This window comes from Natronomonas sp. (assembly GCF_046483325.1).
Taxonomy (GTDB): domain Archaea; phylum Halobacteriota; class Halobacteria; order Halobacteriales; family Haloarculaceae; genus Natronomonas.
Window position 1 is genome coordinate 1 of sequence record NZ_JAWODL010000007.1, and the last position, 19504, is coordinate 19504.

General features: G+C 62.6%; 18 protein-coding genes and 1 pseudogene. 10 read left to right on the forward strand and 9 right to left on the reverse strand.

From position 1 onward, the window contains the following. A partial coding sequence (locus R6U53_RS00975) for a hypothetical protein (RefSeq protein WP_410320585.1) occupies window positions 1–199 on the forward strand: 199 nt, incomplete at its 5' end. On the opposite strand, the pseudogene R6U53_RS00980 reads toward R6U53_RS00975, so the two are convergent. Next, a pseudogene (locus tag R6U53_RS00980) lies at window positions 151–344 on the reverse strand (IS6 family transposase); the annotation flags it as partial. The gene R6U53_RS00975 and the pseudogene R6U53_RS00980 sit on opposite strands and share 49 nt — an antisense overlap. Before the next feature lie 340 nt (window positions 345–684). Between R6U53_RS00980 and R6U53_RS00985 the strand changes: the two are divergent. Next, on the forward strand, window positions 685–1851 hold the full coding sequence (locus R6U53_RS00985; RefSeq protein ID WP_410320511.1) for a thiolase domain-containing protein: 1167 nt from the start codon (window positions 685–687) through the stop codon (window positions 1849–1851). Beyond that, window positions 1848–2234: a Zn-ribbon domain-containing OB-fold protein gene (locus R6U53_RS00990; RefSeq protein WP_410320512.1), complete on the forward strand. Its 387-nt coding sequence runs from the start codon at window positions 1848–1850 to the stop codon at window positions 2232–2234. The genes R6U53_RS00985 and R6U53_RS00990 overlap by 4 nt, the downstream gene beginning before the upstream one ends. Window positions 2235–2376: 142 nt before the next feature. Here R6U53_RS00990 and R6U53_RS00995 read toward each other — a convergent pair whose 3' ends face one another. The 3 genes from R6U53_RS00995 to R6U53_RS01005 form a co-directional block, all read right to left on the reverse strand. Beyond that, entirely contained in the window at window positions 2377–2715 is a 339-nt protein-coding gene (locus tag R6U53_RS00995; RefSeq protein WP_410320513.1) for a cupin domain-containing protein, read from the reverse strand. Between the two features lie 392 nt (window positions 2716–3107). Then, the gene (locus R6U53_RS01000; protein WP_410320514.1) at window positions 3108–4073 is read right to left on the reverse strand and encodes a ribose 1,5-bisphosphate isomerase; all 966 of its coding nucleotides are present in this window, start codon (window positions 4071–4073) and stop codon (window positions 3108–3110) included. Window positions 4074–4127: 54 nt separating this feature from the next. Further along, on the reverse strand, window positions 4128–5936 hold the full coding sequence (locus tag R6U53_RS01005; RefSeq protein WP_410320515.1) for a flippase-like domain-containing protein: 1809 nt from the start codon (window positions 5934–5936) through the stop codon (window positions 4128–4130). Window positions 5937–6065: 129 nt separating this feature from the next. On the opposite strand from R6U53_RS01005, the gene R6U53_RS01010 reads away from it, so the two are divergent. The 3 genes from R6U53_RS01010 to R6U53_RS01020 all read left to right on the forward strand — a co-directional run bounded on the left by R6U53_RS01010 (window position 6066) and on the right by R6U53_RS01020 (window position 7879). Beyond that, the gene (locus R6U53_RS01010; RefSeq protein WP_410320516.1) at window positions 6066–6467 is read left to right on the forward strand and encodes a hypothetical protein; all 402 of its coding nucleotides are present in this window, start codon (window positions 6066–6068) and stop codon (window positions 6465–6467) included. 55 nt (window positions 6468–6522) lie between these two features. After that, entirely contained in the window at window positions 6523–7218 is a 696-nt protein-coding gene (locus tag R6U53_RS01015; protein ID WP_410320517.1) for a type I 3-dehydroquinate dehydratase, read from the forward strand. A gap of 214 nt (window positions 7219–7432) precedes the next feature. After that, entirely contained in the window at window positions 7433–7879 is a 447-nt protein-coding gene (locus tag R6U53_RS01020; protein WP_410320518.1) for a universal stress protein, read from the forward strand. A gap of 626 nt (window positions 7880–8505) precedes the next feature. Here the strand turns inward: R6U53_RS01020 and R6U53_RS01025 are convergent. Genes R6U53_RS01025 through R6U53_RS01035 form a run of 3 tightly spaced genes read right to left on the reverse strand, consistent with a single transcriptional unit; the run spans window position 8506 to window position 12880 of the window. Next, complete coding sequence (locus R6U53_RS01025) at window positions 8506–10143, reverse strand: potassium channel family protein (protein WP_410320519.1); 1638 nt, start codon at window positions 10141–10143, stop codon at window positions 8506–8508. A 20-nt stretch (window positions 10144–10163) separates the two neighbouring features. Next, window positions 10164–12374, reverse strand: a complete 2211-nt coding sequence (locus R6U53_RS01030) for an LUD domain-containing protein (RefSeq protein WP_410320520.1) — start codon at window positions 12372–12374, stop codon at window positions 10164–10166. Then, on the reverse strand, window positions 12371–12880 hold the full coding sequence (locus R6U53_RS01035; RefSeq protein WP_410320521.1) for an LUD domain-containing protein: 510 nt from the start codon (window positions 12878–12880) through the stop codon (window positions 12371–12373). Before R6U53_RS01035 ends, R6U53_RS01030 begins: the two co-directional genes overlap by 4 nt. 106 nt (window positions 12881–12986) lie before the next feature. On the opposite strand from R6U53_RS01035, the gene R6U53_RS01040 reads away from it, so the two are divergent. From R6U53_RS01040 to R6U53_RS01050, 3 genes are all read left to right on the forward strand, one after another. Next, window positions 12987–14234, forward strand: a complete 1248-nt coding sequence (locus tag R6U53_RS01040; protein WP_410320522.1) for a Zn-dependent hydrolase — start codon at window positions 12987–12989, stop codon at window positions 14232–14234. A 50-nt stretch (window positions 14235–14284) separates the two neighbouring features. Continuing rightward, window positions 14285–14728 (forward strand): RidA family protein, encoded by a 444-nt coding sequence (locus tag R6U53_RS01045; RefSeq protein WP_410320523.1) that lies wholly within the window; start codon window positions 14285–14287, stop codon window positions 14726–14728. A 148-nt stretch (window positions 14729–14876) separates the two neighbouring features. Next, window positions 14877–15857, forward strand: coding sequence for a C-terminal binding protein (locus tag R6U53_RS01050; protein WP_410320524.1), 981 nt, complete (start codon window positions 14877–14879; stop codon window positions 15855–15857). Window positions 15858–15884: 27 nt separating this feature from the next. On the opposite strand, the gene R6U53_RS01055 is transcribed toward R6U53_RS01050, so the two are convergent. Both R6U53_RS01055 and R6U53_RS01060 read right to left on the reverse strand, forming a co-directional pair. Beyond that, the gene (locus R6U53_RS01055; protein ID WP_410320525.1) at window positions 15885–16994 is read right to left on the reverse strand and encodes an ABC transporter ATP-binding protein; all 1110 of its coding nucleotides are present in this window, start codon (window positions 16992–16994) and stop codon (window positions 15885–15887) included. 169 nt (window positions 16995–17163) lie between these two features. Continuing rightward, window positions 17164–17817, reverse strand: a complete 654-nt coding sequence (locus R6U53_RS01060; protein ID WP_410320526.1) for a helix-turn-helix domain-containing protein — start codon at window positions 17815–17817, stop codon at window positions 17164–17166. A 460-nt stretch (window positions 17818–18277) separates the two neighbouring features. Between R6U53_RS01060 and R6U53_RS01065 the strand changes: the two genes are divergently transcribed. Then, window positions 18278–19441, forward strand: a complete 1164-nt coding sequence (locus R6U53_RS01065; RefSeq protein WP_410320527.1) for a pyridoxal phosphate-dependent aminotransferase — start codon at window positions 18278–18280, stop codon at window positions 19439–19441. The last annotated feature ends 63 nt before the right edge of the window (window positions 19442–19504 follow it).

Genomic DNA, 19504 nt, shown 5'->3' on the forward strand with positions numbered 1-19504 from the left:
CTCAAAAAATGATCTCCATAATCTTTCAGACAATATAATAACAGCTATGGATGCCATTCTGGCCATAACAGACCCTGTTATCATGAAAAAAGTCACATTGTTTGCCGGAACATTCAGGGAGCTTGATCAGAAATCTGTTCCTGAATATTCAATGCAGTTGTGCACGGTAGATCGAGCCCGATCGACACCAAATATATAAATAATATAAAATATATTTGAAAGTGATAGGAAAGCCAATTGGGGCGAATACCGGGATTCATCAGAAACTGTGGTGTCGCTTCTCGCTCCACAAAACCTACTTCGATCTCGTCCAAACAGTCGTTGAGGCGGTCGTTTTTCGACATACACACGCAAAAAACGCACCGTCTCACTCTTCATCCGTATCTGAACACCGCCAATGAGAAATATAATTGATCTGATCTATATTTTGTCCCGAATACGCTCGTCCGCGTCGACGAACGCTACGGACGCGCTTCGACCAGACGCGAACTCCGGCGCATCAATTGTCGAACAGATATTTATATCACTACAACTGCTATCACGTTGTGTGCCAAGGATGCTACCCGAAGATCAACCCAAACCTCTCGAACCGGCGACCGGGCCGCGCCGATATGGAGATCACGTCGTGACGAACCGGCGACCGCTCGAGAATCACGACTGCGGCGTCTACAGGAGTCACGTAGAATGACCGACGTCTACGTCGCCGGCGTCGGGATGACGCCCTTTGGCTCGTCGCCGGAGCGCACCGCACGCGATCTGTTCGGGCAGGCGGCCGCGGAGGCGTTCGAAGACGCGAGCGTCGCGCCCGACGTCGTCGAGGAACTGTTCTACGGCAACTACATGGGCGAGTTCGCCGAGACCCAGGGGCATCAGGGACCGTTGATGGCCGAGGCCGCGGGCGTCTCCGCGCCGGCGACGCGCGTCGAAAGCGCCTGCGCGTCGAGCGGCGCCGCGGTCAGATTCGGCGTCAACCACGTCCGGAACGGGCAGGCTGATGTCGTCCTCGTGGGCGGCGCCGAGCGAATGACGAACATCTCGACGCCAGCGGGAACGCGGGCGCTCTCGGCGGCCGCCGACGCCCTGTGGGAGATCAGCGCGGGCGTGACGTTCCCCGGCGCGTACTCGCTCATGGCGAACAGCTACTTCGAGCAGTTCGGCGGTACGCGCGAGGACCTCGCGCACATCGCGGTCAAGAACCACGCGAACGCCGTCGAGAACGACCTCGCACAGTTCCAGATGGCGATCGACGTCGAGGATGTGCTCACCGCGCCCGACATCAGTTCGCCGTTCGGGCTGTACGATTGCTCGCCGATGAGTGACGGCGCGAGCGCGGCCGTGTTGGTCAGCGAGGCCTTCGCCGAGCGCGCCGGGCTCGATCCCTCGGTGGCGATCACGGGTGTCGGACAGGGAACCGATAGTCTCGCGTTGCAGGATCGCGACTCGATCTCCGAAACGCCGGCGGCAGTCGAGGCTGCCCGGATAGCCTACGAGGACGCCGGAATCGGGCCCGATAACGTCGACGTCGCCGAAGTGCACGACTGCTTTACCATCGCCGAAGTGATCGCGCTGGAGTCGCTCGGTTTCTACGAGCCGGGAGAAGCGATCTCCGCGGCTCGGAACGGCGAGACGACGATCGACGGGGAGTTGCCGGTAAACCTCTCGGGCGGCCTGAAGGCGAAAGGTCACCCCGTCGGGGCGACCGGCGGTGCGCAGATCTCGGAGCTGACGAAGCTCCTGCGCGGCGATCACGTCAATAGCGACGCCGTGGAGGACGCGACCGTCGGTTTGACCCACAACGCGGGTGGGACGGTCGCCAGTTGTGTCGTCCACGTGTTGGAGGTGGTCGAATGAGCGACACTCGAAACGCCGGCTTCGACGACTTCCTCGACGCCGTCGAGGCGGGCGAGCCTTACTACCTCGAAGGTCCCGAAGGCGACGGCTCGCTGCCGCCCCGCCGGATCGACCCCGCGACAGGCAGCGACGAGTTGACCGAGCAACCACTGCCCGAGACCGGCACCATCGTCACCTACACGCAGACGCACGTCGCCTCACCCGACTTCGCCGACGACGCGCCGTTCGTCGTCGCGGTCGTCGAGTTCGGCCCGGTTCGGATCACCGGCCAGGTTCGGGATGTGGACGCCGATGACGTCGAGGTCGGCCAGTCGGTCGGGATCGCGGTCGGTCGCTCGGAGACGACCGACGAGCGGCTCGTGGTCTTCGAGCCCGCCGAGTAGGCGAGTAGCCGTTTTTGACGTTGTTCGCGGAAAAGGTATCAGCCGCTCAGTCGACGTACACCGCTGTTTCCGGGTACCTTCGAACGGAGTAAACGAGCGCGCTACGTAATCGCCGACTGTTTTTGTACTGGCGTCGGGAACGTCACTCAGACCAGTAGTCCTCAGGCCGTGGTGGCGAAAAGATGTCCACGCCACGAGCCGTCGTTTCACCGGTGTTCTCGACTTTGTGTGATTCCCCTCCTGGAAGGAAAAAACCTTCTCCGGAGCCGACTGTTCTCTTGTCGTCTCCGACAAAGAGCGTGACCTCGCCCTCGTAGACGAATCCGATCTGTTCGTGCGGGTGATCGTGCTTCGGAATCACCGCACCGGGGTCCATTTCGAAATGCTGAGAGCTCATCTGATCGCCCTCGATGAGATACGCTGCGCGAACGTTTTCGACTGGCTCACTCGTCTCGACGTCTTCCGGCAACAGATGTTTCATAGTTGATTCAGGAGAGTAGAGGATTTAACTATTTACCAGGACTTGAACCGGTCGGTCCCGTCGAATTCTACTGTCGTGTGAGATACGCGCCCCCCATATTGGACGGCTTTCAGAAGACGTACCGCTTTCAGAAGACCTGCGAAACCCGCCAGGACTTTCGGCGGTCAGTACACAGGTCTTCTATCGTGGTCGGCTCAGATGTCGATCGTCGAGATCATCTCGCCGCTTCACCTGATGCGGTAGCGCGGAGTCCCCTTTTTGGAGAAACGAGCGAAGCGAGCGAGTAGCGCGTTCGTATCGGTTCCCCGAGCGACATCGAAATGAACTGATATCGCTGTGCTGTATACACGATTTCGATGCAATATATATATCTCTAAGAGAATATCTATTATCTATATCTTTTCCCACGGTTCAGGGACGCCGTTCCCGAACAGTTCGCGCATCAACACGACGACGCTCTCGGGCGGGAACTGCCCGTGTTCGGTGACGATCGCGTCGACGTGTCGCGGCGGCGTGACGTCGAAGGCGGGGTTGGCGACCTCGATCTCGCCGATCTCCCCGCGCGTTTCGGCGTCGATCACCTCCTCGAGATCACGCTCTTCGATGGTGACTGCCTCGCCGGTCAGGGTCTGCGGATCGAGTTTGATCGACTGGGCGGCGACGATGATCGGGGTGCCGCGGTCGCGCGCGGAGACGGCCAATCCGGCGGTCCCGATCTTGTTGATCACGCTGCCGTCGGCGGCGATGCTGTCGGCGCCGACGAGCAGGTGGTCCACGTCGTTCATGAACCGATGGGCCGCGTTGTCGACAATAAGCGTCACCGGCACCCCGAGTTCCCGTAGCTGTCGGGCAGTGACGTGGCCCTGATTTCGGGGACGCGTCTCCTTGACGACGGCTTCGAGGTCGACCCCCGACTCGACGGCGTGTTCGATGCAGGCGACCGCGTCCGTCGAGTGGCAGTGCGTCATCACCACGTCGCCGTCGGTAAACCGCCCCGCACCGATCCCACCGAGTCGGTCCCGCGCGGCGTCGAGATCCGCCCGGAACCGCGCGACTCGACGCTCGACCGTCCGGCGAAGCGTTTCGACGTCGCCGTCCCCGTCGTTGAGCCCGGACAGCACGTATCGGAGCGCGTTCGGCAGGCTGACCGCGGTCGGTCGGGTGTCGTGGAGTTCCCGCGCCGCCGCGTACAGCTCCGCTCGAAACGCTTGCGGCGACGCCGCGCCGCTCTCGGCCGCCTGTACGCCCAGCGCCGCGGCGGCCGCGTCGGCGATCGCGGCCGCCCCTCGAACGTCCATCTCGGCGATCCGACGGGCGGTCTCGCGCACCTCCCGATGGGGTTCGGGTGGATTGCTCATAGAGCCAGTTGGCGTGGCCGAAAGAAAAGCGACGCGCACGAGGTGACGGTTCGATCACTCTCTGAGCGCGGATTCGCGCTCGATGTCCGTGGACTCCTCGACGGCCGTGGTCAACGAGACGTTGAATCGGAGCATCGACCCGATCCCACCGACGACGGTGACGACGTTCTTGAGGGCGTGGTCGACGACGGCCGCCGCCAGCGCCGTCGGCCACGCGATCGGCGTCAACGCGACGACGATGAGGGTGAACGCGCCCTCGTAGAGGCCGATCCCCCCCGGCGAGAGCGGCAACACTTTCGCGAGGTTGCCGACGGCGACGGCGAAGAAGCCGACCGCCACGATGAGCCACACCGGCAGTTCGACGCCGAAGGCGGCGAAGACGACGATCGCGGTCAGAATGTCGATCCCCCAGATGACGAGACTCGACGTGCCGACGACGGCGAACGCCCGTCGATCCTCCGCGATCGCCTGTACGTCGCCGACGAATCGCTCGATCACGCTCGCGACATACTCGACGTACGAGTCGTCACTCAGCCACGCCAACCCCGTTCGGACGAGATTCCGTTCCGAACGGGCGGTGATCCCGATGAGCGCGATCGCGGCCACCGCCGCCGCCCCGACGCCGGCCGCGACGACGACCGCGGTTCGACCGCTCTCGCCGACATCGCCGCCCGCTTCGGCCGTCCGAAGCGCCGTCACGTCGACGCCGGCCGCGGCCAACGCCAAGAGCGTCCCGCCGGCGAGTACCGCGATCGTCAACAGATCGAACACCCGTTCGATGGCGAGTGAGGCGAATCCGGAGGGATACGGAATCCCCCGGCGCGCCTTCACGATGTACGCTCGGATCGCGTCACCGCCACGGGCCGGCACGACGAGGTTTCCCGTCTGGCTGATGAATATCGCGCCGGTGAGAAAGCCGACGTCCCCGCGGTAGCCGAGTTCGGCGAGGATGTCCCGGTATCGAAGCCCCCGAAGCGGCCACGAGAGGAGATACACCGCGGCGGCGATCGCGACGAGACGCGGATCGGCCTCGCGGATCGCCGCGATAACCTCGGTCGGATCGAGATACAGCGTCATCAACGCGAGCGCGACGATCGTCAACAGCGTGCCGGCCGCCATCGTGGTCCGGCGATCGATCCGCGGTCGGATCGAAAGCTGCCACCACAGCCGGGCGATCTGACTCCCCATTCCGAAGACGTCGCGGACCAGATCGACTTTCGTGTCGTCCTTCGGCTCCCACTCGACGGGGAACTCCTTGATCGCGTAGCCAGCCCGCTGGGCGCGAACGAGCACCTCGGTGTCCCAAAACCAGTGGTCGTCCTCGACGTCTTCGAGCAGTCCGAACAGCACCTCCCGGTCGAAGGCTTTGAATCCGCACTGGTGATCGTACAGCGACGACCGGAGGATCAGCCTGACGAGCGAGTTGTAGCCCGTCGAGGCGACCCCTCGTTCCGGATCGCGTCGCTGTTTTCGCCCCGGAACTCGCCGCGAGCCGGTGGCGACGTCGTAGCCCTCCGAGCGGATCGACTCGACGAGCGCTTCGAGATAGGAGAGATCCGTCGCCAGATCGGTGTCGAAGTAGACGAGCACGTCGCCGTCGCTGGCCTCGAAAGCGCTCTCTAGGGCCCCACCTCGGCCGAGGCGGCCGTCGCTGTGAACGTGTCTGATCCGGTCGTCACTCCCGGCCAACTCCGCTGCGATCTCGGGCGTTCGATCCGAACAGCCGTCCTCGGCGATCAGCACCTCGAACGCCCCGTCCGGGAGGAAGCCTTCGAGCGCGGCGACGGTCGCCGCGACGGTGTCCCTGATCGTCGCTGCCTCGTTGTAGGCGGGCAACACGACGCTCACCTCCCGGTCGGTCATCGGTCGTGTGTCGGGAACCCCTGGGTATCAACTTTCTGATGGCGTTCGGGGCGGGGTAGTTGTCAGGTCCAGTCGAGCCGGTCGCCCCCGGACATAACGGATATATCGGACGGCTGCAAAGCGCCGCCAATGCTCGAGTCGACGCTGCTCGACGTGACCGCCGTCGGCGCTCTCGCCGCCCTCGTCGCACTCTTCGTCCTCGTCCGATTCGTCCGCGGCCGCCGCGGTGGCCGGCCGAACACCGACGCTCAGCGGGAGCGCGACCGCGCCCACCGCGAGGCCCAAAAGCGGGCTCCCGAGGAAGCCGCACGAAAGGGCGAACAGTACGAACTCGTTGTCGTCGAAACCCAGTACGATCGAGTGCCGCCCGAGGTCCGCGGGACGATCAACGGACTCCAGACGTTCGTCCGCGAGATCCCCGACCCGGACGGATCCGACGCCCTCGCCGTCGGGGAGACGATCTCGGTGCAGGTCACGGATTACGGACCGAAGGGAACGACGGCGCAGGCGCGGTTTCTCGAACGGTGTTGATCGCTGGCGGCGACCGAACCGGGGACACTTTTGCCCCTCGCCTCTCCGTTCGAGTATGTCGATCCCGTTCGATTCGTTCACCCTCGCCGCCTCGACGGCGGCTCTCGACGAGGAGCCGGCCGCACGCGACGACGCCGACTGCGCGGAGTTCCGGATGGATCTCGCGGCGAAGCCGGACGCTCAACTGGCCGACTACGACGGCGACCTTCCGCTTCTCGTGACGAACCGCGCCGAGTGGGAGGGCGGCGAGGCAGTCGACGAGGGTCGTCTCGACGCGCTTCGCGATGCCCTGGCGTACGACGCGGTCGGCGCGATCGACGTCGAACTCGAAGCGCTCGAAGCCGGCGGTCGGGGTGACACCGACACGGCCCGAGCGCTGGTTACAGACGCAGACGACGCCGACGTCGCCGTCGTCGTCTCGACGCACGATTTCGATGGGACCCCACCGATGTCGGAACTCCGGGATCGTCTCCGACGGGCGAGCGAGTACGGCGACGTCGGCAAGATCGCCGTGACCGCGCGGGATCGAGGTGACGCGCTCTCGGTGTTGTCGGTCACGCACGAACTGACCGAGGCTGGCGTCCCCGTGGCGACGATGGCAATGGGGCCTGCCGGCAGTCACACGCGCGTTGTCGCCCCCGTGTACGGATCGAAGATCGGCTACGCGCCGGTCGATCCCGACAACGCGACCGCGCCGGGACAGTACGACCTCGGGACGCTCAGGGCGCTCGTCAATCGGCTCTCCGAGTGAAAACTCATCCACTGCGTATACCGTACCCACCGACCATCTGATCACATGCCCCGAGATCTCCACGGATGTAGCTTCGGACCAGAACGTACAGTCGAAATAGAAGCTGATCTTTTCCCCCGGCCGATGTGACGGGCAGGCCCCGATGAGTGGAGAAGTATTCCCAGATCGTCGGAGTGAACGACTATTTTAACGGTTCCGGCGCCAATGGTTCGGTATGAAATTGCTCGTCGCCGTTGACGGATCCGAGGAGAGCGATCGGGCGCTTGCGTACGCAGCGAATATCGCTAACGCGACCGACGGATCGATCACACTGATCCACGCAATCGAACCAGATATCTATGATACCGGCGGTGGAGAGCCGATATCCCAATCTGACCGTCGAGACAGGCTGATCATCGATAGCTTTGATTTTGCAGAGGAACGAGGTCGGGAGATCTTAGACGAGGCGATCGAGTTTGCAGCAGAGAAGGGACAAGACGTGTCGGGCGAACTACTCTACGGCCAACCCGCGAGAGCTATAACGGATTACGCCGACGAGAGAGCGTTCGAGACGCTATACGTCGGCCACCAGGGGCGGTCGGAACGAACCATCGAGTTCCTAGGCAGCGTGGCGCGAGACGTCGTCGAACATGCTACCGTTCCGGTTACCGTCGTCAGGTAATGGTACCGGGGAAGTGGGAGCTATCTATTTTTGACATCCTCCTACGGCTAAAGCCGGAGGAATCCTGAGCGTTGGAGATTTCAGGTTTACAGTTCCACCGAACCCCGACACGGTGAGAATTCGTGTGGGGTTCGTGGTCTGAGGCGGGTGGGACTGCTGGGAGTGCCAAGCCCCCGGTACTCCTATGCTCCGTCATATACGGACTCCCAGAGTTGTTTTGCCTCGGGGAGTCCGGCAGACTTCAAGCGGACTTGGAGTTACTTCCTGTGGGCGGACAGCAGTCGGGCACAGCATCGGTTCATTATACGAACCGACCGTTCACCCGGACTGGTTCCGATTATTGTCTCATTGCTTGGGGCGGACAGGCCGCCATCGCAGGACTGGTGGGAATCGCTCTGTCCCCAACCGATTCCTACCCCTGAGTATGGTTGCCTGTCACTTCAAAGAACTGATTGTGAAATCTCGGACTGGCTATCGCAGCGTGGATTGGTTCAGAGGTGTCGGATTCATCCCGCGCCTGAAGGCGCAGGTATTCTGCTTGCTCTCTATAAATACATTGTGCGTGGTCGGTATCCGGGTGTACCGAGGGGAGGTCGATGTCTTCACCCGACTACTCACGGACGATTTCAGGGATTGAACCGCTGTTCGAACCGTGTGATGGCCGCATCAGTCCCAGTAATAATGACCTCATCATCGGCTCGGAAGGTGAATCCAGCTGGGTCAAACTCGGTGACCGTTTCACCGTTTCTTATCACCGCCACGACCGTGCAGCCAGTTTTTGTCCGAACCTCTTCACCAGCGAGCGTACTCCCTTCCAAGCCGCCCACTGGGAGTTGAACGACGTTGACCTGCGTCTGGTATGCCAACACCTCTTCGTCCTCGAACACCGTCGAGGCCAGCATCCGTCCACTGACCGTCGCCAGCGATTGTACATAATCGGCCCCCGCTTGATACAGCTTCTCGACCTTATCTTCCTCGTTCGCCCGGACGACGATGTGCAAATCGGGATTCAACTCCCGGGCGATCAGCGTCGTAAATATCGCCGTCGTATCGTCAGCAACCGTGAGCAACAGCGCGTCAACCTCCTCGATCCCGGCCTCCTCCAAGACGGCTGGATCGCGTGCGTCCCCGACGATGTCAACCAGCTCCGCCGGCTCGATATCGAGTACGGTCAGCCGAGATCCAGATCCCGACAGCGCATTGTATGCTGCACGCCCGGAATCACCAAACCCAACGAGAATGATTCGCTGTGCGGTGAATCCACGGACGTCCGAGGTCGTAGCCTCCCGTAACGACTCCACGTGGTCGGGGGCACCGGCCACCAGCAGGCGTGTCTCGGGCTCCAATTCGTCTTCGGGATCGACGGGGGTCTTGAATTCGTTGTCGAACCACGCCCCGATCACGTTCACTCCGAACCGGTCTCGGAGCGTTGCCTCGGCGAACGTGGTGTGAGTGAGGTCGCTGTCCTCCCCGATCGTGAGTTCAACGAGTTCGAAATCCTCACCGATGGTAATGCCTTCGTCGACCTCTGTCGTGACCGCGGTTGGCACCTGCTCTGTTAAACTCGCGCCCAGTAATTGCCGCGGCGACAGGACTTCGTCTGCCCCGGCGGCTTCATGATACCGAGCGAGACCCGCGTCCTCCACGAGCGTGATCACACGCCCATCGGGGCGGGCATCACGGACGGCAAGCGCAATACTCGCACTCCTGTCATCGGCGGCGTCAACGACGATACACATCGCGGCTTCGAGGTGAGCGTTCGCTAGCGTCTCGGTCGATTCCGCGTCGCCTGTGATGACCCGATAGCCCGCTTCGTACAGGTTACGTGCCGTGTCCGGGTCAGACTCGATCAGGACGTACTCGCGGTCCCGAGCATCCAGTTCTTCGATGAACGCGTCGGTGCGGGGTGTGTGCTCACAGATGAGGACGTGGTCTTCTAACTCGGGCGCGACTGCCGGAGCGCTTGGCGTGAGCGTATCACGGAGCCAGGGGACAGCGAAGACGTCTACGGCGGTGAGGATGAGCCCGATACCAGCAAGCTGCATCAAAATCGCCAGCAGATTCATCTGTGGCGTCTGCCATGGGGCATCCTCTCCATATCCGGTCGTGGTGAAGCTTTGAATCACGACTTGGAGGGACCGATACAGGGGTTGGGGACGATCTTCCCAGATGGCCATACCAGCGTTGTAGGCTCCCGTAAAGACGAGGGTCGTCACGAGGACCAATGCAAGATAGTAGACGGTTCGACGGGACGGTCGCTGCATACGGGAGAATACAGGCCGTTTTATTTATGTTGACCTCCAGGGGCGATGAGTTCGATCGGGTGCGTGACGTCCTGTCTGAAGAGCGCCGATAGTTGCTCCGTACAGGAGGTCCCGCTGGCGACGATGGTTCTATCAGTACCCTCGAACTGGTCGGTGAGGTTCGAGCCGACATCCATCGAGAGCTCGTAATACTGTGATTTGTAGCCGAAACTCCCTGCCATCCCGCAACACTCGACGTCCGAGGTAACGAAGTCGACACCAAATTCTTCGAGGACGGCCTCGGTGTACGCGTCAACGCCAAGCGTTCGCTGTTGACAGTGACTGTGATACACGACCGAATCGCGTATCTCGGCGCGTTCGTCAGCGTTTGCTCCGTTCGCGATGAGTCCGTAGACGTACTCCATGACGTCGTAACTGTTCTCCGAGAGACGCTCGGCGATACCTGACTCGAGGAGTTTAGCATACTCACGGCGAATCATCGCCAGGTCGGAGGGTTCGATGACGACGATATCTCGTCCCTCCTCGAGATGTGGGCGGAGGTCCGCAGCGACGTCCTCAGCGAGGCTCGTTGCCGTCTGGATCATCCCCTGCGAGAGCGGTGCGCGTCCGCTCTCGATCGGCCTCGCGAGCTCCACGTGTGCGCCGAGGGACTCCAGTGTGAGTACAGTGGCCTTCCCACGGCCAGTGAGGACGTAATTCGTATAAGCATCCGGGTAAAGCACAACGGTCCGCTCGGCGGTTGCCTCGGGGATTGTCGAGTCTCTGTTCGCGAACCAACCGGTGAGCGTTTCTCGCTTGAACTCGGGGAGGTCACGTTCGGGTGCGATACCGAACACGCGATCCATCAGGGTCCGAACGGGGCCGAGGTCGGCCAGCCAGTTCGATAGCGGGGCCGTCGCGCTCCCGAGTGTCGCCACCGTGTCGAAGTTCCCGAAGAACCGCTTTTGTAGGTCAACGGTCCCCTCCGAATCCGGGGTGAGTCCCTCGACGAGGAACTCGAACTCGCCCGGCGTCTGCTCGCGGTTGAGCCGGTCTCGAACGACCGTGTTTATCCACGGGATGTCGATTTTCACCGGGCAGGCGTTGACACACCGCGAACAGCCCGTACAGAGGTCGTTGAACTCTCCGGCCGTCTGGAGATCTTCGATGCCCGCCTCCCACCCGGTCGCGATGCCACCGGTGTACGTCTCGCCGCCGAAGGCGTGGCCGCCGACGGACTGAAAGTTGCCACAGGAGTTGGCGCACGCGCCGCAACGGATACAGTATAGCGTCTCCTTCAGGTGTTCGTCATCGCGCATCGCCATCCGGCCGTTGTCGATCAACACGAGATGGAACTCCCGGTCGGCGTCGCCGCTTCCGAGCGGGGCATCGGGCGCCTCGAAATCGATCGTCGGCGAGTCGACCGGTGGCGTGAGCATCGAGACGTACTGTGAGATGTCCTGCCCGGTCGCAGTCTTCGAGATGAGTTCGACGAACGGCTGGAGCGCGTCGGCGTCCGGGATGACTTTCTCGACGCCGGTAACCGCGACGTGCGTGTTCGGCGTTACGGCCGACTTCCGCGCGTTCCCCTCGTTCGTTACGAGTGTGATGGTCCCCGACTCCGCGAGGACGAAGTTCGCCCCTGTCATCCCGATATCGGCCTCCCGGATTCGGTCGCCGAGGTAATCCCGGGCGAACTCGGTGAGCTCTTCGGCCGTCTCGAAGGGCTCTTCGGGCTCGAACACGCGGTTGAATAGCGTCGCGACCTCGTCCCGCGATTTGTGCAGCGAGGGACCGACGAGATGTGATGGTGCCTCCTCAGCGACCTGGAGAACGAACTCGCCGAGGTCCGTCTCCCACACGTCGACGCCGATCTCCCCGAGGGCGTCGTTCACCTCTATCTCTTCGCTCGTCATCGATTTCGATTTCACGAGCGTCTCGGCGTCCTCCGCGGCCGCAACGTCGGTGATGTAGCGGTTCGCCTCCTCGGCATCCTCGGCGAGGTACACGTGTCCGCCGTTCGCCTCGACCCGATCTTGGAGCGTCTCCAGCAACGATGGAAGCTCCTCGATCGCGTTTTCTTTGATATCGCGGGCTTCGCTCCGAAGCTCCTCGAATCGATCGAACCGCTCTATCGCCTCGTAGCGCCCTTGGTTGAGGTGCTCGACGTTTCCCTGAACGGTCTCACCCTGCGTTTCGAGCAGAGTTCGGAGCCGTTCCGCCTTGTGGCGGCGCGCCTCTCGTGAGCTCATCGGTCCGTGATGAGAACGACGTCGACCTCTTTCGGTCCGTGGACGCCTTCGACGAGCGATCCCATATCGCCCGTCGAACTCACGCCCGTGGCGAAGATCGAGGACGTGCCGGCGGCGAACCGGTCTCGGAGGTGCTCGCCCGCGGCGTCGACCGTCGGGAGGACGTCGCTTTCACGGACGATTCCGACGTGATGTGGCGGATAGAGGCTCACGGGCTCGGTGCCGACCGAGTCGCTGTCCAACAAGAGCGTTCCGTACTCGGCGATCGCCTTTCCGACCGGCGTGACGCCCGTCCGAGAGTCTTTGAGACGGCGCGGTGTCGGCGGCGTCTCGATGTCTGTGCCCGACAGCGAAACCCCCTCGTATCCCGCCAGCGGGACGCCAACCGCCGGGTCGCCGACGAGCGACGCGATCGCCGCCTCGAAGTCCGCTGCTCCCGTCCGTGTCATCGAAACACCTAGCTCACCGAGCGACGACTCGAATCGTTCCACGACAGATGTGCCCATTTACCCGCTAGTTCTCGGTGAGTCACAAAGGGTTACTCACTCCATATGGCGGCCACGCGCCACATGGCGGTCGGGGATTTATCGGATCGCCCCGACAGACGTGCGTATGGAACTCGATGCGGAGCGACTCCGGGACGATATCGAGACGAACGCGACGTTCGGGGCGGTGGCGGCCGAGGTGGGCCAGGGGCGCACCGTACTCACGGGGAGCGAGGCGGACAAACGCGCCCGGGAGTACTTTCTCACTCGGCTCGAAGACGCCGACCTCGAGGTCCGCTGTGACGCGGTCGGGAATATCGTCGGACGGTGGGAACCCCCCGGTTGTGACCCCAATGGGTCCCCCGTCGCCTTCGGGAGTCACCTCGATTCCGTCCCGCGCGGCGGCATCTTCGACGGCCCGCTCGGCACATACGGTGCCCTCGAGGGCGTTCGAACGATGCAGGAGGCCGATGTCACGCTCGACAGACCGATCGAGGTCGTCAGCTTCACCGAGGAGGAGGGGGCTCGATTCGGCGTCGGGACGCTCGGATCGTCCGTGGCAACCGGCGAACTCGACACGCGAGAGGCGCTCGAACTCGAAGACGACGACGGGATCACGCTACGGGAACGACTCGACGGGATTGGGTTTCACGGCGAGGAGATGACAGACGCCAGCGAGTGGGACGCGTGGATGGAACTACATATCGAACAGGGAACGCAATTGACCGACGCCGACGCTGCTGTCGGCCTCGTCGAATCGATCACGGGGATCACGAACTGTGAGGTGACGGTGACTGGAGCGGCCGATCACGCTGGCGCAACTCCGATGTTCGAGCGCTCGGACGCGCTCGCGGCCGGCTCGATGTTTGTCCTCGCGCTCGAACGGGTCGCCGAGGAAGTCGCGACGACCCACGAGGCCGCCGTCGGCACCGTCGGACAGGGTAGCATCGAACCGAACGCGCGGAATATCATTCCCGAACGAGTGCAGTACCACATCGATATTCGGGACGTCGATCACGGGACGATGGACACGATCGTCGAGCGCTGTCGATTGAGCCTCGCACGCATCGAGCGCTGTCGCGACGTCACCACGTCGCTCTCGCGGTATCGGGACACCCCGCCCACCGCCATGAGCGAGCGCTGTCTGTCGGCGGCGGCCGCGACGACGCCGGACACCGATCTAATTCGGCTCTACTCGGCGGCGATGCACGACACGGCGAACGTCGGCGGCGTGACGGACGCTGGACTCCTCTTCGCGCCGTCCGAGGGCGGGTTTTCACACTCCCCGCGGGAGTGGACCGATTGGGAGGACTGCGTGGTCGCCAGCGGCGTCCTCGCCGAGGCGGTCCGGTCGCTGGCGTCGGACGCCGAATGACCACCGTCCGGAGGTGGTACCCTTTTGTGAGCGTCGCCGGATCGTTCGGTATGACTCGCTATGCGATCAACCCCCGGGAGCTGAAAAACGCCCGCGAGATCGGCTACAACCACGCAATAATCCACGACGAGACGTTCTACATGGCGGGGCAGGTGGCGATGGATTCGGACGCGAACGTCGTCGGCGATGACATCGAAACGCAGGCCCGGAAGGCCTACCAGAATGTTGGTATCCTCCTCGAAACAGTCGGCAAGCGGTACGCCGACGTGGCGAAAGTAACGACACACATCGTCGATCCGAAAGCGCACTACTACGACGGTTACAAGGACGTCTACTGGGAGACGTTTTCCGAACCGTACCCATGTCACACCGTCTTGGGACACGAACAACTGGCCAACGAGGACTACCTGGTCGAGATCGAGGTAGCGGTGCCCTTCACCGAGGCGGACGTGGCGGAGATCGATCCCGATGGCGACGTGATTCGAGAGCTCTGACACATCTCCGGACGAGGGTCCCGGTCGACACCGGTCCGAACGGGGCCTCCGGTCGGCTGTCACCCGAACGCGCCATTCGACCGAACACTCGATCGGGGACACATATGGAGGCAGTGGGTATATCCGATACGCGGCGATTCCGACCTTTATGAACGAGACGACACGCGTTGTCATGCTCGACCCCGACTGGTTCGGCGACGTAGCGGCGGAGCGAACCCACTTCGAGCGTCTTTTGGACGATGTCGTGGTCGAGGGAATAGACTGTGCCGACGAGGAGATCCCCGATGCGGTCGGGGCCGCGGATCTCCTGCTCTCACATTACACGGGCGTCTCGGCTGAGAGCATGGACGCGACGGGATGTTCGGTCGTCTCGCGCTACGCCACGGGGATCGACGGCATCGACATCGACGCGGCAACCGATCGCGGGGTTCGAGTGACTCGCGTTCCACGGTACTGTAACGACGAGGTCGGCATGCACGCGCTCTCGCTCGCGATGGCGTTCGTTCGCGGTATTCCGACCTACGACGCCGCCGCCGTCGACGCTACGTGGTCGTTTTCCGATGCTGCACCGTTGCGTCCGACCTCTGATCTCACCGTTGGACTCCTCGCGTTCGGAAACAAGGGTCGAGCGACCGCCGAGAAGGCGCTCGCTCTCGATTTTGACGTCTGTGCGTACGACCCCTACGTCGACGACGTGGCGATCGAGGCAGAGGGTGTCCGATCGGTCGGCTTCGAGACGCTGCTCTCGACGGCCGACATCCTCTCCATCCACGCACCGCTGACCGACGAGACCGAGGGATTGATCGATGCCGACGCGATCGCACGGCTGCACGACGACGCGATCATCATCAACACGGCGCGCGGCGACATCCTCGATGAGGGCGCGCTCCTCGACGCCCTCGATGACGACCGACTCCGGGGTGCCGGCCTCGACGTTCTCCAGCGGGAACCGCCGAGCGCCGAGAACCCGCTTCTCGATCGGGACGACGTGCTCGTGACGCCGCATGCGGCTTGGTACTCGACGCGGACGGCGCGCGTCCTCCGGCGTCGAGGGACGGAAATCGCCGTCAAGGCCTACCGGGGGGACAAAACGGAGGGGTTGGTGAATCCTGACGTACTCGGTCAGTGATCGACGGTCGAGAGGCGGCTCACCCGTTTATTCGTCCGGATAGACGAACGCGTCCTCGGGGTCCCAGCCGATCGTGACCGTGTCGCCCCGTTCGTGGACGATGCGCTCGCCATGGTTTGGGGTAACGAGCCGGATCGTCTCTCCGAAGGCGGGGACGGAGACGTGATACTGCGTTCGGTCGCCCTCGAAAGACACCTGTTCGAGCGTGCCCTCGACGGTGTTCACGCTGTCGGGACCGAGCGTGACCTGTTCGGCCCGGAGCGCGATGACGACGTCCGAGCGGTCCACCCCGATCCCGCTCGGGATCCGAACCGTCCCGTCATCGATGGCGACGGTCGATGTCTCCTCGCCGCGGTCGATGATCGTTCCGTAGAGCAGCGTCGTGTTGCCGATGAAGTCGGCGACGAACGGCGTCTCCGGGGCGGCGTATAACTCTTGGACGGGAGCCAACTGTTCGAGGCCGCCGTCGCGAATCACCGCGATGCGGTCCGCCATCGAGAGTGCCTCGGTCTGGTTATGGGTGACGTGGACGATGGTCAGTTCGGTCTCCTCGTGGATCCGGGTCAACTCCGCCCGCATCTCCTCTCGGAGCTTCTTATCGAGCGAACTCAGCGGTTCGTCGAGCAACAACAGCGTCGGCTCATACACGATCGCGCGGGCGAACGCGACGCGCTGTTGTTGGCCGCCGGAGAGGTCATCGACCGGTTTGTCCACGTAATCGGTCGGGAGGCGGACGAGTTCGAGGATGTCGGTGACCTTCTCGGTGATGTTCTCGAGGTTCTCGCGCCGCATCTTGAGTGGGAACGCGATGTTCTCTTCGACGGTCATATGCGGAAACAGCGCGTGGCTCTGGAAGACGAGTCCGATATCGCGCTTGTTCGGCGGCTTATCCGAAACCGGCTCGTTGTCGATGTATATCTCCCCGTCACTGGGCGTTTCGAAGCCAGCGATCATGTGCAACAGGGTTGTCTTGCCCGCCCCGCTCGGCCCGAGTATCGTGAGAAATTCGCCGTCCTCGATCGGGATCGTCACGTCGTCGACCGCACGGAGTGAGCCGAAATCCTTGGTCACGCCATCGATGCGGACGACGGAGTCTGTGCTGTCGGTCACGGTTTCGTCGAGTCCTTGGCTTGCCATCGTCTGTTGGCTGTCCCTGCTCGGTCACCGGAGACATAACACGGCCCTCCGCATGGTGGGTCAGTTAAATCCACGTGAGATACAGCGGCGTGACCGTTGATACCCTTTTCCCTGCACGTCGGCCAGGGAGTGCCCACGAGCCTCCCGACCGAGTCGGTCGGATCGAGCGTTAAATCTGGCCGACGAACCCGTCCATGACCTTCTTTTCGCCTCGTCGAAGGTGTTCCTCGACGGTTCGGCGGGTGATGCCGAGCTTCTTGGCGATCTCCGCCGTCGTGGTCTTGCGAGGCAGTTCGTAGTACCCGTCGTCGTGGGCCGTCTCGAGGACTTCGCGCTGGCGGCATGTGAAATCCGATATCATATCGCTGGGCGCGATCAGCGGCTCGTCCCGATGCAGATCGACGCTCTCGAGCTCTCGTTTGGAGTCGACGGTCACGCGTTTCCCGTCATCGACTAGGTCGTGATAGAACTGCGAGATCTGAGAGGACTTCAGGGCAACCACCTGAAAGCGTTTCTCGCCGCGCTCGTATCGCAACGGCGCGACCAACAGACAGCCGGATCCCTGGGCGTACTCCTCGAGATAACCGCTCGATCGCTCCCTGAGACACCCCTCCGTGACGATGATCCCCTCGTCCTGTCGGCTCATCTGCCCTTGGATACCGACGGTCGACCGAAGGTGCTCTAACACCTCCTCGTCGATGGGGCCGGCTACGTGGAGCAGATCCCGATCCTCGTTACACCAGAGTCTGATCGTCCGGTTGGTCTGGGAGGTGACCTCGCCGAACGCGCTCGAATCGTTGATACTGAACGATGCGGTATGCATGCTAGTCGTTGACGAGTGTACACCCATTAATATTTCCTCCGATCCGCTCTCTTTTCACCGTTGGTTACCGTCGACCGCACGGGCCGATATCGCCGCGCCCCGGTACTCGTCGTTCGGTCCATGTCGAACGCCGGTCCAACGGTACGGCAGTCCATGTGGATGGTGAGACCATCCTCGTTCGCCGTGATAACTATACCGATTAGCGCGGTATTCCTCCCAAATGCCATCCAGTATCAAAGATTTGACCCGCGCTTCCGAACATACATTTGTTAATTTAGAATAAAATCCCACGCTACCGTATCGCATCGTTTTCGTAGATGCGGCCGCGTTGATCTTCCCGTTGATCCCTGTCCGGCCGCTGTGCGCTCGGGTCTCGATCGGGCATCAATTCGCGCTGCTTCGGACGCGGACCACCGTATGGAGGGGGTATCGTTTCCCCGCGTTCGCGGCCCGTTATCGTATGTTCGAGGAGTCCGATCTCGCGAGGCGAGCCACACGGATGCCCGAATCCGGCATTCGGGAGATATTCGACGCGGCACAGGCCTACGACGAACTGTACGATATGAGTATCGGCGAGCCGGACTTCGCGACGCCCGCTCCGATCGCCGAGGCCGTCGGCGACGCGATCGGAGCGGGCGTCGGAAACTACACCCAAACGCTCGGCCGCGAGGGGCTTCGGGAAGCGCTGTCGAGCAAACTTCGAACCCAAAACGGAATCGACGCCAAACCGGGCTCGGAACTCATCGTCACACCGGGCGCGATGGGAGCGATCTTCGCCGCGACGCAGGTCCTCTGTGAGGACGGCGACGAGGTACTCGTGCCCGCTCCGTACTGGCCGAACTACGCGGGTCATCTCGCGAGCGCGGGCGCGACGCTCGTCGCGGTGCCGACCACACAGGAGGAAAACTTCGTGCCGACGATCGACGCCATCCGGGCCGCGGCGACCGAGGACACGGTCGGTATTCTCCTGAACACGCCAACCAATCCGACGGGCGCTGTCATTCCGCCTCACCGGCTCCGCGAGGTCGGGGCGTTCCTTGACGAGTCGGACCTGTGGGGAATCTTGGACGAAACCTACGAGGACCTCGTCTACGACGACGCGACACACCACTCTCTCGCCAGCGACTCTCCCCTTTTCGAGCGGACGATCACGATCCACAGCTTCTCAAAATCCTACGCGATGACCGGGTGGCGGCTGGGCTATGCGTCGGGTCCGGCGAGGGTCATCTCGGCGATGCGGGTTCTCCAAGAGCACACGATATCGTGTGCCGCCGAACCGTCTCAGATCGCCGCCAGCGCCGCGCTCGATCACCCCGAGGTCGTCGAAGAGATCCACGCGGCGTTCGCCGATCGACGCGCGCTCATCCTCAATCGACTGCGCGATATCGACGGTATCGAGCCCGGCAATCCGAAGGGAGCGTTTTACGTCTTCGCCGACGTCTCCGCGGTGACGGACTCCAGTCGCGAGCTCACGATGAGACTCCTGGAGGACGCCAACGTCGGCTCCGTCCCCGGCTCCGTCTTCGGACCCGGGGGCGAAGGATTCTTGCGGTTTTCGTACGCCACGGACACCGACACGATCCGTGAGGCGATGAACCGGTTCCAACGCGTGGTCGAGTCCTGACGGAACGCCTCAATCCGACTGCCGATTTAAATGAGCCGCCATATGACGGCTCTACGCCTTTGC

Bases quoted from the DNA above. Each gene is read 5' to 3' on its own strand.
- R6U53_RS00985 (WP_410320511.1), top strand. From the start codon at position 685: ATGACCGACGTCTACGTCGCCGGCGTCGGGATGACGCCCTTTGGCTCG.
- R6U53_RS01025 (WP_410320519.1), bottom strand. From the start codon at position 10,143: ATGCAGCGACCGTCCCGTCGAACCGTCTACTATCTTGCATTGGTCCTC.
- R6U53_RS00995 (WP_410320513.1), bottom strand. From the start codon at position 2,715: ATGAAACATCTGTTGCCGGAAGACGTCGAGACGAGTGAGCCAGTCGAA.
- R6U53_RS01015 (WP_410320517.1), top strand. From the start codon at position 6,523: ATGTCGATCCCGTTCGATTCGTTCACCCTCGCCGCCTCGACGGCGGCT.
- R6U53_RS01040 (WP_410320522.1), top strand. From the start codon at position 12,987: ATGGAACTCGATGCGGAGCGACTCCGGGACGATATCGAGACGAACGCG.
- R6U53_RS01030 (WP_410320520.1), bottom strand. From the start codon at position 12,374: ATGAGCTCACGAGAGGCGCGCCGCCACAAGGCGGAACGGCTCCGAACT.
- R6U53_RS01045 (WP_410320523.1), top strand. From the start codon at position 14,285: ATGACTCGCTATGCGATCAACCCCCGGGAGCTGAAAAACGCCCGCGAG.
- R6U53_RS01000 (WP_410320514.1), bottom strand. From the start codon at position 4,073: ATGAGCAATCCACCCGAACCCCATCGGGAGGTGCGCGAGACCGCCCGT.
- R6U53_RS01020 (WP_410320518.1), top strand. From the start codon at position 7,433: ATGAAATTGCTCGTCGCCGTTGACGGATCCGAGGAGAGCGATCGGGCG.
- R6U53_RS01055 (WP_410320525.1), bottom strand. From the start codon at position 16,994: ATGGCAAGCCAAGGACTCGACGAAACCGTGACCGACAGCACAGACTCC.
- R6U53_RS01005 (WP_410320515.1), bottom strand. From the start codon at position 5,936: ATGACCGACCGGGAGGTGAGCGTCGTGTTGCCCGCCTACAACGAGGCA.
- R6U53_RS00990 (WP_410320512.1), top strand. From the start codon at position 1,848: ATGAGCGACACTCGAAACGCCGGCTTCGACGACTTCCTCGACGCCGTC.
- R6U53_RS01035 (WP_410320521.1), bottom strand. From the start codon at position 12,880: ATGGGCACATCTGTCGTGGAACGATTCGAGTCGTCGCTCGGTGAGCTA.
- R6U53_RS01065 (WP_410320527.1), top strand. From the start codon at position 18,278: ATGTTCGAGGAGTCCGATCTCGCGAGGCGAGCCACACGGATGCCCGAA.
- R6U53_RS01060 (WP_410320526.1), bottom strand. From the start codon at position 17,817: ATGCATACCGCATCGTTCAGTATCAACGATTCGAGCGCGTTCGGCGAG.
- R6U53_RS01050 (WP_410320524.1), top strand. From the start codon at position 14,877: ATGAACGAGACGACACGCGTTGTCATGCTCGACCCCGACTGGTTCGGC.
- R6U53_RS01010 (WP_410320516.1), top strand. From the start codon at position 6,066: ATGCTCGAGTCGACGCTGCTCGACGTGACCGCCGTCGGCGCTCTCGCC.